This is a genomic window from Streptomyces sp. NPDC048254 (assembly GCF_043201895.1).
Taxonomy (GTDB): domain Bacteria; phylum Actinomycetota; class Actinomycetes; order Streptomycetales; family Streptomycetaceae; genus Streptomyces.
The window spans coordinates 410110-423383 of record NZ_JBICZJ010000007.1; the positions used below are offsets into that span (position 1 = coordinate 410110).

Annotated in this window: 11 protein-coding genes; 8 read left to right on the forward strand and 3 right to left on the reverse strand. The window is 72.8% G+C overall.

Features of this window, described 5'->3' with window-relative positions; translation table 11 throughout:
* Position 1: 1 nt before the first annotated feature.
* The 7 genes from ACGFZQ_RS22320 to ACGFZQ_RS22350 all read left to right on the forward strand — a co-directional run bounded on the left by ACGFZQ_RS22320 (position 2) and on the right by ACGFZQ_RS22350 (position 8835).
* Positions 2-1075, forward strand: coding sequence for an ABC transporter ATP-binding protein (locus ACGFZQ_RS22320; RefSeq protein WP_393841747.1), 1074 nt, complete (start codon positions 2-4; stop codon positions 1073-1075).
* A gap of 63 nt (positions 1076-1138) precedes the next feature.
* A complete protein-coding gene (locus ACGFZQ_RS22325; protein WP_393841748.1) occupies positions 1139-2590 on the forward strand; it encodes an HAD-IA family hydrolase in 1452 nt (483 codons plus the stop codon).
* 169 nt (positions 2591-2759) lie between these two features.
* Positions 2760-5267 carry a nitrate- and nitrite sensing domain-containing protein gene (locus tag ACGFZQ_RS22330; RefSeq protein WP_393841749.1) on the forward strand — a complete coding sequence of 836 codons (2508 nt, stop codon included), beginning with the start codon at positions 2760-2762 and terminating at the stop codon, positions 5265-5267.
* Entirely contained in the window at positions 5257-5724 is a 468-nt protein-coding gene (locus ACGFZQ_RS22335; protein WP_393841750.1) for a roadblock/LC7 domain-containing protein, read from the forward strand. The genes ACGFZQ_RS22330 and ACGFZQ_RS22335 overlap by 11 nt, the downstream gene beginning before the upstream one ends.
* Before the next feature lie 7 nt (positions 5725-5731).
* The gene (locus ACGFZQ_RS22340) at positions 5732-6112 is read left to right on the forward strand and encodes a DUF742 domain-containing protein (protein ID WP_393841751.1); all 381 of its coding nucleotides are present in this window, start codon (positions 5732-5734) and stop codon (positions 6110-6112) included.
* Positions 6113-6264: 152 nt separating this feature from the next.
* Positions 6265-7053 (forward strand): carbon-nitrogen hydrolase family protein, encoded by a 789-nt coding sequence (locus ACGFZQ_RS22345; protein WP_393841752.1) that lies wholly within the window; start codon positions 6265-6267, stop codon positions 7051-7053.
* Between the two features lie 69 nt (positions 7054-7122).
* Positions 7123-8835, forward strand: coding sequence for a flavin monoamine oxidase family protein (locus tag ACGFZQ_RS22350; protein WP_393841753.1), 1713 nt, complete (start codon positions 7123-7125; stop codon positions 8833-8835).
* On the opposite strand, the gene ACGFZQ_RS22355 is transcribed toward ACGFZQ_RS22350, so the two are convergent.
* Positions 8832-9761: an LLM class F420-dependent oxidoreductase gene (locus ACGFZQ_RS22355; RefSeq protein ID WP_393841754.1), complete on the reverse strand. Its 930-nt coding sequence runs from the start codon at positions 9759-9761 to the stop codon at positions 8832-8834. The genes ACGFZQ_RS22350 and ACGFZQ_RS22355 overlap by 4 nt on opposite strands.
* Positions 9762-9856: 95 nt before the next feature.
* Positions 9857-10543 carry a DUF5995 family protein gene (locus tag ACGFZQ_RS22360; protein WP_393841755.1) on the reverse strand — a complete coding sequence of 229 codons (687 nt, stop codon included), beginning with the start codon at positions 10541-10543 and terminating at the stop codon, positions 9857-9859.
* A 147-nt stretch (positions 10544-10690) separates the two neighbouring features.
* Here ACGFZQ_RS22360 and ACGFZQ_RS22365 point away from each other — a divergent pair, with 147 nt between their 5' ends.
* Positions 10691-11836 (forward strand): glycoside hydrolase family 6 protein, encoded by a 1146-nt coding sequence (locus ACGFZQ_RS22365; protein ID WP_393841817.1) that lies wholly within the window; start codon positions 10691-10693, stop codon positions 11834-11836.
* On the opposite strand, the gene ACGFZQ_RS22370 is transcribed toward ACGFZQ_RS22365, so the two are convergent.
* Positions 11815-13194, reverse strand: a complete 1380-nt coding sequence (locus ACGFZQ_RS22370; protein ID WP_393841756.1) for a uracil-xanthine permease family protein — start codon at positions 13192-13194, stop codon at positions 11815-11817. The genes ACGFZQ_RS22365 and ACGFZQ_RS22370 overlap by 22 nt on opposite strands.
* Positions 13195-13274: the final 80 nt, after the last annotated feature.

The window sequence follows — 13274 nt, forward strand, 5'->3', positions numbered from 1 at the left end:
CATGAGTGTCAGCACGCCTGAGAAGGCCACCACCGCCGCCACCGTCGAATTCCGGTCGCTGCGACGGGAGTTCGGCGCCACCGTCGCCCTCGACGGACTCGATCTGACCGTCCGCCCCGGCGAGTTCCTCGCCCTGCTCGGTCCGTCCGGCTGCGGCAAGACCACCGCACTGCGCATGCTCGCCGGGTTCGAACACCCCGACTCCGGTGCGGTGCTGGTGGACGGCGAGGACGTCACCTCGGTCCCGGCGCACCGCCGGGACGCCGGGATGGTCTTCCAGTCGTACAGCCTCTTCCCGCATCTGAACGCCGTCGACAACGTGGCGTTCGGACTGCGCATGCGCAAGGTGCGTACGAGTGAACGGCGGGCGCGCGCCGCCGAGTTGCTGGACCTTGTCGGGCTCGGTGACAAGGGGGAGCGGTTCCCGCACCAGCTCTCCGGCGGCCAGCAGCAGCGCATCGCGCTCGCCCGCGCCCTCGCCCTGCGGCCTCGGGTGCTCCTCCTCGACGAACCGCTGTCGGCCCTCGACGCCAAGGTCCGGCTGACGCTCCGCGAGGAGATCCGCCGGCTCCAGCAGGAACTCGGCATCACCACCCTGTTCGTGACGCACGATCAGGAGGAGGCGCTGTCCGTCGCCGACAGGGTCGCCGTGATGCGCGCCGGACGGCTCGAACAGTGCGCCGATCCCGCCGAGCTGTACGGCCGTCCGGCCACCGCCTTCGTCGCCGAGTTCGTCGGCACGATGAGCCGGATCCCGGGCACGGTCAAGGACGGCCGGGTCGAGGTGCTCGGCCAGCGGCTGCCGGTCGACGGACAGGCGCCGGACGCGGGCGAGGTCGACGTGCTCGTACGGCCCGAAGCGGTCCAGGTGCGCGCGGACGGCACCGGTACGGCCACCGTCGTCGCCACCGCCTTCCTGGGCGCGGTCGTCCGGGTCACCGTACGGCTCGCCGACGGCACCGAGGCCAAGGCCGATCTGCCCGCCCACGAGGCGGCCGGTCTGGGCGCGGGAGCCGCGGTGAGCGTGTCGCTGCCCGAACGGCCGGTGCTCGTGGCGGACCGTACCCAGAAGTAGCGCTTCCGGAAGCCCGGAAGTATCCAGAGGCCCAGAAGCCCAGACGTGAGGAATGACAACAACGTGACCCCCCACCCCCGACTCCCGCTCCAGGCCGTCCTGTTCGACATGGACGGAACGCTCGTCGACACCGAGCGACTGTGGTGGGAGGCGGTGGAACGCGTTGCCGGGCGGACGCTCGGCGAGGCCGACGAGCCCGATGTGCTGGGCCGGCCGGTCGAGTACACCGCCCAGTGGCTGGCCGGCAGCACCGGCAGGTCCGGCGCCGACCTCGCGGCCGAGCTGCACCGGGAGTTCGCGGACCGCGTCCGCACCGGCATCGTGCCCCGCCCCGGCGCCCTCGACCTGCTGGACGCGCTGGCCGCGGCCGGCGTTCCCACCGCCCTGGTGACCGCGTCCCCACGCGCGGTCGCCGACCTCGTGCTCGACGCGCTCGGCGCCGGCCGGTTCGCCGCCTCCGTCACCGCCGACGACACCGGCCGCACCAAGCCCGCCCCCGACCCGTACCTCGCCGCCTGCCGCGCCCTCGGCGTCGACCCGGCGGCCTGTGTCGCCGTCGAGGACACCGAGACCGGGGTCGCCTCCGCCGAGGCCGCCGGCTGCGCGGTCCTCGCCGTGCCCTCGCTCGCACCCATCGGGGGCGCCCCGGGCCGGACCGTCCGGGACACCCTGGTCGGGGTCACCCCGAAGCAGCTGAGCGACATGGCCGTACCCGAACTCCGGGTCATGTCCTGGAACCTGTGGCTCGGCGGCAGCCGGATCGACGACCACCGGGCCAAGCAGGTCAAGGCCGTCCTCGACGCCGGCGCGGACGTCGTCGGCCTCCAGGAGACCGCCGGCACCTCGGCCCGGGAACTCGCCGAGGCCCTCGGCTGGCACCACCACACGGCCGGGGAGAACCTCGGGATCATCAGCCGGTACCCCATCACCGCCCGCTTCGGCGACCCGGAGGTCGGTTTCTACGGAGCCGCCGGGGTGCGGATCGCCGTACGCCCCGGACGCGAGGTCGACATCTGGACCGCGCATCTGCACTACACGCCGTACGGGCCCTACGAGTTCCACTTCGACGGGCTCGGGGCGGCCGAGCTGATCGCCCACGAGGAGGTGCGGCTCGGGCAGTTCCGGGAGGCGCTGCGGCGGATCGGGGACGGTCCGGTGCCGGTGGTGCTCGTGGGGGACTTCAACTGCCCGTCCCACCTGGACTGGACGAACGTCGAGTGGCCGGTGACCAAGGCCGCCGAGGAGGCCGGGTTCCGCGACTCCTACCGGGAGGCCCATCCGGATCCGGTGACCGCGCCCGGGCACACCTGGTCGCCCATCCACCCCGTGCACGAGGACGGCAGCGGGCGGCCCGAGCCGCAGGACCGGATCGACTACGTGCTGCACAGGGGGCTGCGCGTGCTCGACTCCCGGACCTGCGTCAGCGGCACCCCGGCACCCTGGCCCGAGGTGGCGGGCAACGACTGGCCCTCCGACCACGCCGCCGTCGTCAGCATCTTCGCCGTCGAGTCCTGACCCGGGGTCACCCGGGGTAACCATTGCGGTCATGGGGGTCATCCCGTAGGTTGTGCCGGGCTACTTACTCGCTGGTAACACCGGTAGGCAATCCATGCGCTGGCCCTCCCCCACCCTCCGGCCGGGGGGACCCCCGTCTCGCTTCGCTCGCCGACCCACCACCGTCCGCGTGCGGATCGTGGCGCTCGCACTCGCCCCGGCCGTGGCGCTGACGGCTCTGTGGAGCTTCGCCATGGTCTCCGTCACCGCCGAACTACGCGCGCTGATCCGGCTCCAAGGGGTGTACGACGACTTCGGCACCCCCGTCGACACCGCCGTCGGGCAGATCCAGATCGAACGGCGGCTGTCGGCGGCCTACCTGGGCGCCCGGCTCGACACGGCGAACGCAGCCGGCCTGCTCGCCCAGCAGCGGCGCACCGACCGGGCGGTGGACGCCATGCGGGACGCGCTCCGGGGCGGTGACCGAGGCCGCCTCAGCGACCGGCAGCGCCAGGCCCTCGACGCGATGGTGACCGCCACCGGCGGGCTGGAGGGACTGCGCGAGCGGGTGCTGTCCCGGAAGATCTCCTGGGACAGCGCCGTCAGCGACTACAGCGCCCTGGTGGAGCCCGGTTTCGACGTCGAGTCCACCCTCACCGCCCTGCAGGCCGGACAGCTGGCCCGGGAGTCGCAGGTGGTGATCGAGCTGGTGCGGGTGCGGGAGTTCGTCTCGCGCGAGGACGCGCTGGTCGCGGGGGCACGGGCCGCCGGGCGGCTCACCGACGGGCAGTACGACAGTCTCACCGCGACCATCGAGGACCGGCGCGTCTTCGAGCGGACCTATGTCCCCGACCTGCCGGCCGACTCACGGGCGCTGTTCGAGCGGTTCCAGCACGGCGAACTGCACCGCTCGCTGGTGCGCGGCGAGGACGCGCTGCTGCGGGCGGGCGCGGACCGGGCCGGTGCGGCCGTCGCCGCGGACACCTGGCGGTCGACCACCGACCGGGCCGTCAAGCAGTACATGCTGCTGTGCACCGAGTCCGCCGAGAACTCCGCCGCGCGCGGCCGGGCCTTCGCCTACCGGGAGCTGACCAAGGCGGCCGTCGTCGGTGTGGCCGGGCTGGCGGCGGTGGGGCTCTCGCTGTGGTTCGCGGTGCGTGGGGCGCGCCGTATCTCACGCCGTCTGGAGATCCTGCGGGACGCGGCCGACCTGCTCACCGCACACCAGCTTCCCGCCCTGATGGACCGGTTGAGCGCCGGTGAGGACGTGGACGCGGTCACCGAGGCGCCGCCGCTGGCCGCCGGGGAGGCCGGGGACGACGAGATCGGGGACGTCGGCCGGTCGTTCAACAGGGCGCGGCTGGCCGCCGTCGAGGCGGCGGTGAAACAGGCCACGCTGCGACGGGGTCTGTTCGCGGTCCTCCTCAACATCGCGCGCCGCAACCAGGCCCTGGTCCACCGGCAGCTGAAACTCGTCGACACCCTGGAGCGGCGCACCGACGACCCGGCCGTCCTGGGCGAGCTGTTCCGCATCGACCATCTGACCACCCGGATGCGTCGGCACGCGGAGAGCCTGATCATCCTCTCCGGTGCGACACCCGGGCGGCGCTGGCGGCGGCCCGTGCCGGTCGCCGACGTGGTGTCCTCGGCGGTCGGCGAGATCGAGGACTACACCCGGGTCGTGGTGCCGCCGATGCCCGAGGTCGGGGTGGCCGCGGACGCCGTCGCCGACGTCGTGCACCTGGTCGCCGAGCTGCTGGAGAACGCCACGGTGTTCTCGCCGCCGCACACCCAGGTCACCCTGCGCACCGGCCGGGTCGGCCGGGGCTTCACCCTGGAGATGGACGACCGGGGCCTGGGCCTGGACGCCGAGCAGCTCGCCGAGGCCCACCGCACCCTCACCGACCCCGAGGCCTTCGACCCGACCCGCCACGACCGCCTCGGCCTCTACGTCGTGGGCCGCCTGGCCGCCCGGCACGGCATCGAGGTGACCCTGCGGGACTCGCCGTACGGGGGCACCACCGCGGTGGTGCTGCTGCCGTCGGCGGTACTCGCCGAGGTGCCGGGGGAGCGGCGGGCGCCGAAGACGCCGCCCGAGGGACACCGACCGGGCACAGCGGCCGGCGCCCTGCCGGCGCGCGGCGCTGCCACGACCCTCGCGGAGAACGCGCGACCGGACGGGTCGGGTGCGTCGGCGGGGGCGGATGGGCGGCCGGATGGGCCGGGCGTGATGGCGGGGGCGGATGTCTGGCCTGATGGGTCCGGCGCGTCGGCGAGGGCGGATGTCTGGCTTGATGGGTCCGGCACATCGGCGGGGGCGGATGCCTGGCCGGGCGGGTCCGATGTGGTGGCGGCGGACGATGCCTCGCTGAGCAGGCCGGGCAGGGTGGTGGACGTTCGGTCGAGCGGGCCGGACGTCGTGGCGGAAGCCGACGTCCGTTCGGGCGGCACGGCGGGGGCCGGTTCCCGCGCGCCCGTCGCCCCCGCGCTGCCCACCCGCAGGCGCCAGGCCTCCCTCGCCCCCGAGCTGCGCGCCGAGCCGGCGCCGAGCGAAGCACGTGACCTGGACGCCGAGGAGATGAGGGCGGTCTTCGGAGCGCTCCAGCGAGGCCTGGACCGGGGGCGCAAGGGACTGCCCCTCGACCCGGACGAGCCGACCCCTACCGAGGAAAGGACGCCCTCCGCCGATGACCAGTGACAACCGCCCCGCCCCGGACCCCGGTCCCGGTTCCGGCCGCACCCCCGCCGGCCCGGTGCCCGGTGCCCGGCCCGGCAGTGACCTCGGGTGGCTTCTCGACGACCTGGTCGCCCGGACCGACCACGTACGGCAGGCCGTGCTGCTCACCGCGGACGGGCTTCCGCTCAGCCACTCCGAGGGCATGCGGCGGCGGGACATCGAGCACCTCGCGGCCATCTGCTCCGGCTTCCACAGCCTGGCCCGCTCGGCCGGAGACCGGTTCGGCGCCGGAGAGGTGCGGCAGACCATGGTGATGCTCGACGACGCCTACCTCTTCGTGACACCGGCCGGGCACGGCAGCCGGCTCGCCGTCCTCAGCGACGTCCGTACCGACGTCGGCCAGCTGGCCCACGAGATGGCGCTGCTCGTCCGCCGCCTCGGCCGCCACCTGGACGCGGCCGCCCGCTCGACCCCCTGACCCTGCGGTGAGCGACGAGCACTGGTACGAGGACGAGACCGGCTCGCTGGTCCGCCCCTACACCGTGACCCGGGGCCGTACCGAGCCGTCCGGACGGCACACCATCGACCTCATGTCCCAGGTCACGGCGGTGGACGCGGACCCGGCCGAGCCGGATCTCGACCATGCCCGCGCCGCCCTGCTCGCCCTGGTGCGGCGCGGCGGCCGCCCGGTCGTCGAACTCGCCGCCGACGCCGACCTGCCGCTCACCGTCGTACGCGTCCTGCTCGGTGACCTCGCCGAGGCCGGCCTGGTCCGCATCGACCGGCCGCGCCGCGTGGAACCGGCCGGCCCGGGCGCCGACCCCGCGCTGCTGAAGGAGATCGTCGAGCGGCTGAGGGAGCTGTAGCGAGGTCTCCGGCGCAACGAATCGCCGCCGGACACCTGTATCACGCAACGAACCGTTCGGCCACGCGCAACGGCTCCTCCTTGTCTGGCCCGGCCCGCCGACTTACCGTCTAAAGGGCCCCCAGACCCCCTCCGTACCCGGCGAGGACCCGTATGCGCACCGCCCTGCTCCAGAGCTCCGGCCGCCCCGGCTCGACCGTCGAGAACCTCAAGGTGCTCGACGAGGCCGCCGGCCGGTCCGCCGCCGCGGGTGCCGCGCTGCTCGTCGCACCGGAGATGTTCCTGACCGGCTACGCGATCGGCGACGACATCGCCCGCCTCGCCGAGCCCGCCGACGGCGACTGCGCGGACGCGATCGCCGAGCTGGCCCACCGGCACGGCCTGGCGATCGCCTACGGCTACCCGGAACGCGCCGGTGACGCCGTCCACAACTCCGCCCAGCTGATCTCCGCCGACGGCACCCGGCTCGCGAACTACCGCAAGTCCCACCTCTTCGGCGGCTTCGAGCGGGACCACTTCACCCCGGGCGACCAGCCGGTCGTCCAGGCGGAGCTGAACGGCCTCACCGTCGGGATCATGATCTGCTACGACGTGGAGTTCCCGGAGCTCGTCCGCGCCCACGCCCTGGCCGGCACCGACCTGCTGCTCGTCCCGACGGCGAACATGCACCCGTTCGAGCTCGTCGCCGAGTCCCTGGTCCCGGTGCGGGCCTGGGAGAACCAGATGTACGTGGCCTACGCCAACCGCATCGGCCAGGAAGGCGAGTTCGAGTTCTTCGGGCTGTCCGCGCTGGCCGGACCCGACGGGGTCGCCCGCGCCCGGGCCGGCCGCGGTGAGGAACTGGTCCTCGCCGACGTCGACCCCGCCCTCCTCGCCGCCTCCCGCGAGGCGAACCCGTATCTGAAGGACCGCCGCCCCGGCCTCTACGGGTCCCTGGCCTGACCTCCCCCCTCCGCCTCGCCCCGCCCCTCTTCTCGCACCTTTTCGCATGTCGCAAGGAGTCCGTACCCCATGACGTCCACCGTGCCCAACGCCGTCGAGCACGCAGACGAGCAGCAGCCGCCGATCACCATGTTCGGGCCGGACTTCCCGTACGCGTACGACGACTTCCTCGCCCACCCGGCGGGCCTCGGCCAGATACCGGCGACCGAGCACGGCACCGAGATCGCCGTCATCGGCGGCGGGCTGTCCGGCATCGTGGCCGCCTACGAGCTGATGAAGATGGGCCTGAAGCCGGTCGTGTACGAGGCCGACCGGATCGGCGGCCGGCTGCGGACCGTCGGCTTCGAGGGCTGCGACCCCTCGCTGAGCGCCGAGATGGGCGCGATGCGCTTCCCGCCCTCCTCCACCGCCCTCCAGCACTACATCGACCTGGTGGGACTGGAGACCCGGCCCTTCCCCAACCCCCTCGCGGAGACGACCCCTTCGACCGTCGTCGACCTCAAGGGCGAGTCGCACTACGCCGAGACGGCCGCCGACCTGCCGCAGGTCTACCGTGACGTCGCCGACGCCTGGAACAAGTGCCTCGAAGACGGCGCCGACTTCTCCGACATGAACCGCGCCCTGCGCGAGCGGGACGTGCCGCGCATCCGCGAGATCTGGTCCCGGCTCGTCGAGAGGCTCGACAACCAGACCTTCTACGGCTTCCTCTGCGACTCCGAGGCCTTCAGGTCCTTCCGGCACCGCGAGATCTTCGGCCAGGTCGGCTTCGGGACGGGCGGCTGGGACACGGACTTCCCGAACTCGATCCTGGAGATCCTGCGCGTCGTCTACACCGAGGCCGACGACCACCACCGCGGCATCGTCGGCGGCAGCCAGCAACTCCCGCTGCGGCTCTGGGAGCGCGAGCCGGAGAAGATCGTGCACTGGGCGTACGGCACCTCGCTCGCGAAGCTGCACGAGAACGGCGAGCCGCGCCCGGCAGTGACCCGGCTGCACCGCACCACCGGCAACCGGATCACGGTGACGGACGCGAACGGCGACATCCGCACCTACCAGGCGGCGATCTTCACCGCCCAGTCCTGGATGCTGCTCTCCAAGATCGCCTGCGACGACTCGCTCTTCCCGATCGACCACTGGACCGCGATCGAGCGCACCCACTACATGGAGTCCAGCAAGCTGTTCGTGCCCGTCGACCGGCCGTTCTGGCTGGACAAGGCCGTCGACGACAGGGGAAACCCGACCGGCCGGGACGTGATGTCGATGACCCTCACCGACCGCATGACGCGCGGCACCTACCTCCTCGACGACGGCCCGGACAAGCCCGCCGTCATCTGCCTCTCCTACACCTGGTGCGACGACAGCCTGAAGTGGCTGCCGCTGTCCGCGAACGAGCGGATGGAGGTGATGCTGAAGTCGCTCGGCGAGATCTATCCGAAGGTCGACATCAGGAAGCACATCATCGGCAACCCGGTGACCGTGTCCTGGGAGAACGAGCCCTACTTCATGGGCGCGTTCAAGGCCAACCTGCCCGGCCACTACCGCTACCAGCGGCGCCTGTTCACGCACTTCGTGCAGGACCGGCTGCCCGCGGACAAGCGGGGCATCTTCCTCGCAGGCGACGACATCTCCTGGACGGCGGGCTGGGCCGAGGGCGCCGTCCAGACCGCGCTGAACGCGGTCTGGGGCGTCATGCACCACTTCGGAGGCGAGACCGACCCGGCCAACCCGGGCCCGGGTGACGTCTACGACGAGATCGCGCCGGTCGAACTCCCCGAGGACTAGACTCCGGCCATCCGAGCCTTCTCGTACACCTCCGCGGCGACCGCCTTGAGCTCCTGGGCGTCCCGCGGAGTGGTCTGGAGGTCGACCAGGATCTCCTCCAGGCCGACCGCCGCGTGCGCCACCAGGTCCTCGACGATCTGGTCGGCGCTGCCCTGGAAGGGCTGGCGGTCGGGGCCGTCATAGGGCTTGGCCGTGTACACGGCGTTGACCCGCACGACCGTCTGGATCGGTTCCGTGCGGCCGCGTTCGGCCGCCAGGTCCTGCAACTCCCGCCACTGGGCGGCCAGTTGCTCGGCGCCCATGCCCACCGGCTGCCAGCCGTCGGCGTGGTCGACCAGCCGCCGCCGGGCCTTCTTGTTGCTCGCGGCCAGCAGGATCGGGATCGGCCGGGCGGGCTTGGGACCGACCACGGCGGAGGCGATCTTCGTCAGCTGACCGTCGTACTTCACCGGGTCCGGGCCCCACACCGCCCGGCACACCCCGATCAGTTCGTCGAGCACCTTGCCCCGCTCCTCGAACGGCCGGATTCCGGCGGCCGCGTACTCGTCGAGCGACCAGCCGGTGCCCAGACCCGCGATCACCCGGCCGCCGCTCGCCGCGTCCAGCGAGGCCAGGGACTTGGCCAGTTGGAAGGGGACGTGCAGCGGCGCCACCAGCACGCTGCTGCCCAGCCGCGCCCGCTCGGTGGCCGCGGCGGCGAGGGCGAGCGTGACCAGGGGCTCGGCCACGTCCCGGTACGCGTCCGGCCAGGGGAGGCCCTCGACGCCGTAAAGGCCCTGGGTGGCGGGCTCCGGGAAGAGGGCCCGCTCGAAGACCCACAGGCTGTCGTAGCCGATCTCCTCGGCGGTGCGGGCCACGTCGGCGACGTCCGTGCCGAGGGAATACTGCCGCATCTGGGGGAGGCTCAGGCCTAGCCGCGTCGTCATTCCGGTGCTCCTTCGCGATCGGGTGCGTGCCGTCAACGTAAGGCGATCACAAGGGGATTCCGAAGCGGCTCGCACGTCGATCGGATCAGGCCACGTCAGCCGCGCAGCGGGGTGAGCAGCATCCGGCCCGCCAGCCCCACGGCCGCGTCCAGTCGTTCGGTGAACTCCTCGGCCAGGTCCCCGAACCGGCGCAGCGCCCACAGCGCCCGCGCCGCCGACCAGGTCGCGTCCCGGGCCCGCTCCAGGCTCCAGGAACCGAGCAGATGGGTCAGCGGATCGGCGATCTGGAGCAGGTCGGGACCCGGCATCAGATCCTCGCGGATGCGCTCCTCCAGCGAGACGAGGAGTTCGCCCACGCGGTCGAACTCGTCCTCCAGGTCTGCCGGTTCGCAGCCGAGCGTACGACAGCTGTCCACCACGGCCAGCGCCAGGTCGTGCCCGATGTGCGCGTTGATGCCCGCGAGCGCGAACTGCAGCGGTCGTACACCGGGATGGCGGCGGAACTGGAACAGCGGCCGCCAGCAGGCCGGCGGACGGCGGTCGTCCGCGGCCGCGTCCACGGCGGCCAGGTACCGCTCCGCGAACCGCACGTCCAGCGTCGCGGCGGCTCTGGGGTCCCCGAACCGGCCCGCGTCCAGCCGCCGTTCGACCTCCTCCGTGACGGAGAGGTAGACACGGTTGAAGACCGCGATCCCGTCCCGCTCGGGCAGGGCCGCGTCCAGGGCGCGCATCCGGGAGACGACGGTGTCGACCGGAGCGGTGAGGTGTTCCGAGTGCGCCATGGGGGAAGGGTCCCAGCCCTAGGCTGGCGGGCGTGCCGACGGGCCCGGCGCATCCCCGGAACGGGGGACGGACCCGTGGCGCGGGAGGGGGAGCACAGCGTGCCTGGCTCACATGCCCGGCGGAGCGGCGAGGGCAGGCGGGCGGTCATGCTCGCGGTCGCCTCGGTCGTGGCCGCCGTGGGCACCGCGACCGGGATGCTCACGGCGCTCGGCGAGGAGGGCGGCGGGGGAGCGGACCAGGCCCGCCCGGCGGTGGTGCGCACGACCGCGGTGCGCACGTCCGAGGCGACGGCGGTGCGTACGACGGCTTCGGCGCCACGGGAGACGACACCGTCCCGTACGCCGTCCGGCTCCGCGGCGCCCGCCCCGAAGCCCGCACCGACTCCCCGGCGGCCCACGGCGAGCCCGGCTGCTCCCACGGTTCAAAAGGAGCAGGGGCCCCGCCTCTACCGCCACCCCGAATCCCAGGTCAACGACTGGGTCCGCGCCAACCCGGACGATCCGCGCGCCGCCGTCATCGCCGACCGCATCGCCGACCGGCCGGCCGCCGTGTGGTTCGCCGACTTCGCCCCGGCGACCATCACCTCCCGCGTCCGCTCCGTCACCTCGGCGGCCGCTGCGCAGGGCCGGGTCCCGGTGCTGGTGCCGTACGCGATCCCGGACCGGGACTGCGGCGGCGCCTCGCAGGGCGGGGCGCCGGACCTCCGCGCGTACGACGGCTGGATCGACGCCTTCGCGCGGGGGCTGGGCTCCGGCGAGGTGATCGTGATCCTGGAGCCGGACTCCGTCGCCCAGTCCGGGTGCCTCTCCGCCGCCCACCGTGCCGCCCGGTTCGCCTCGCTGGCCCATGCCGGCCGGGTACTGAAGTCGGCCGGCCCGAGGACCCGGGTCTACTACGACGCCGGGCACTCCGGCTGGAACCCGCCCGCCCGGCAGGCGGCCCTGCTCGGGCAGGCCGGAGCCAGGTCGGGCGACGGCGTCTTCAGCAACGTCTCCAACTTCCGTACCACCGCCGACGAGATCGCCTACGACCGCCGGGTCCTCGACGCCCTCGGCGGTCCGGCCTCGCTCGGCGCGGTGATCGACACCAGCCGCAACGGCAACGGCCCCCCGGCGAACGGCGCCTGGTGCGACCCGGCGGGGCGGCGGATCGGGCAGGAGCCCACGCTTCACACCGGTCAGGCGCGGATCGACGCCTATCTGTGGATCAAACTGCCGGGGGAGTCCGACGGCTGCAAGGGCGCCGCCGGGACCTTCACGCCGTCGTACGCCTACGACTTGGCGTCGTCGTAGGAGCTGGTGCCCTCGTCGAGCAGCGGTTCCCGCCCCTTGAGGTGGGCGGGGGCGAGGGCGCGCAGGACGTGGTAGCCGACGATGACGACCAGCGTGCCGAGGGCGATACCGCTGAGGGAGAAGGTGTCGGTGAACTTCATGCTGACGTTGCCGACGCCGATGATGATGCCCGCGGCCGCCGGGACGAGGTTCAACGGGTTGCGCAGATCGACCTTGGCGTGCAGCCAGATCTGGGCGCCGAGCAGGCCGATCATGCCGTACAGGATGACGGTGATGCCGCCGAGCACCCCGCCCGGGACGGCGGCCACGACCGCGCCGAACTTGGGGCAGACGCCGAAGAGCAGCGCGAAGCCGGCGGCGGCCCAGTAGGCGGCGGTGGAGTAGACCCGGGTCGCGGCCATCACGCCGATGTTCTCGGAGTAGGTGGTGTTGGGCGGTCCGCCCACGGCCGTGGAGAGCATGGAGGCGACCCCGTCGGCCGAGATCGCCGTGCCGAGCCGGTCGTCGAGGGAGTCGCCGGTCATCTCGCCGACGGCCTTGACGTGTCCGGCGTTCTCCGCGACCAGGGCGATCACGACCGGGAGGGCGACCAGGATCGCCGACCACTGGAAGGACGGTCCGTGGAAGGACGGCAGCCCGATCCAGTCCGCCTTGCCGACGCCGGAGAGGTCCAGCCGCCAGTGGTCGGTGACCTTGCCGCCCGGGCCCGTGGAGTGGATCCTGCCGAAGATCCGGTCGAGGGCCCAGGAGAGGACGTACCCGAAGACCAGGCCCAGGAAGATCGCGACACGTGACCAGAAACCACGCAGACAGACGACGGCCAGACCGGTGAAGGACATCACCAGCAGCGCGGTCCACTGGTCCTGCGGCCAGTAGGCGGAGGCGGTCACCGGGGCCAGGTTGAAGCCGATCAGCATCACGACCGCGCCGGTGACGATCGGCGGCATCGCGGCATGGATGATCCGGGCGCCGAAGCGCTGGACGGCCAGGCCGACCAGGAAGAGCACGGCGCCGACCACGAAGACCGCGCCGGTCACGGTGGCGCTGGTGCCGCCCTGGGCGCGGATGACGGCCGCCACCCCGACGAAGGACAGGGAACAGCCCAGGTAGCTGGGGACCCGGCCGCGGGTCGCGAGCAGGAAGATCACGGTCGCGACGCCGGACATCATGATCGCGAGGTTGGGGTCCAGACCCATCAGAACCGGGGCGACGAAGGACGCACCGAACATCGCGACCACGTGCTGGGCGCCGAGCCCGATCGTGCGGGGCCAGGAGAGCCGTTCGTCGGGGCGTACCACCGCTCCGGGCGCGGGCGTGCGTCCGTCGCCGTGCAGTTTCCAGCGCACGCCGAGATCCATGGTGGGGGTTCGCTTTCTTCGAAGTGCTGTGAAGACGGCTTCGTACGTGAAGACGGTCCGAACCATTGTCATGGCTACCT

What these genes read in the sequence shown, in the direction of transcription:
- ACGFZQ_RS22320 (WP_393841747.1), top strand. Translation starts at nt 2, where the DNA reads ATGAGTGTCAGCACGCCTGAGAAGGCCACCACCGCCGCCACCGTCGAA.
- ACGFZQ_RS22335 (WP_393841750.1), top strand. Translation starts at nt 5,257, where the DNA reads ATGACCAGTGACAACCGCCCCGCCCCGGACCCCGGTCCCGGTTCCGGC.
- ACGFZQ_RS22345 (WP_393841752.1), top strand. Translation starts at nt 6,265, where the DNA reads ATGCGCACCGCCCTGCTCCAGAGCTCCGGCCGCCCCGGCTCGACCGTC.
- ACGFZQ_RS22350 (WP_393841753.1), top strand. Translation starts at nt 7,123, where the DNA reads ATGACGTCCACCGTGCCCAACGCCGTCGAGCACGCAGACGAGCAGCAG.
- ACGFZQ_RS22355 (WP_393841754.1), bottom strand. Translation starts at nt 9,761, where the DNA reads ATGACGACGCGGCTAGGCCTGAGCCTCCCCCAGATGCGGCAGTATTCC.
- ACGFZQ_RS22360 (WP_393841755.1), bottom strand. Translation starts at nt 10,543, where the DNA reads ATGGCGCACTCGGAACACCTCACCGCTCCGGTCGACACCGTCGTCTCC.
- ACGFZQ_RS22365 (WP_393841817.1), top strand. Translation starts at nt 10,691, where the DNA reads ATGCTCGCGGTCGCCTCGGTCGTGGCCGCCGTGGGCACCGCGACCGGG.
- ACGFZQ_RS22370 (WP_393841756.1), bottom strand. Translation starts at nt 13,194, where the DNA reads ATGGATCTCGGCGTGCGCTGGAAACTGCACGGCGACGGACGCACGCCC.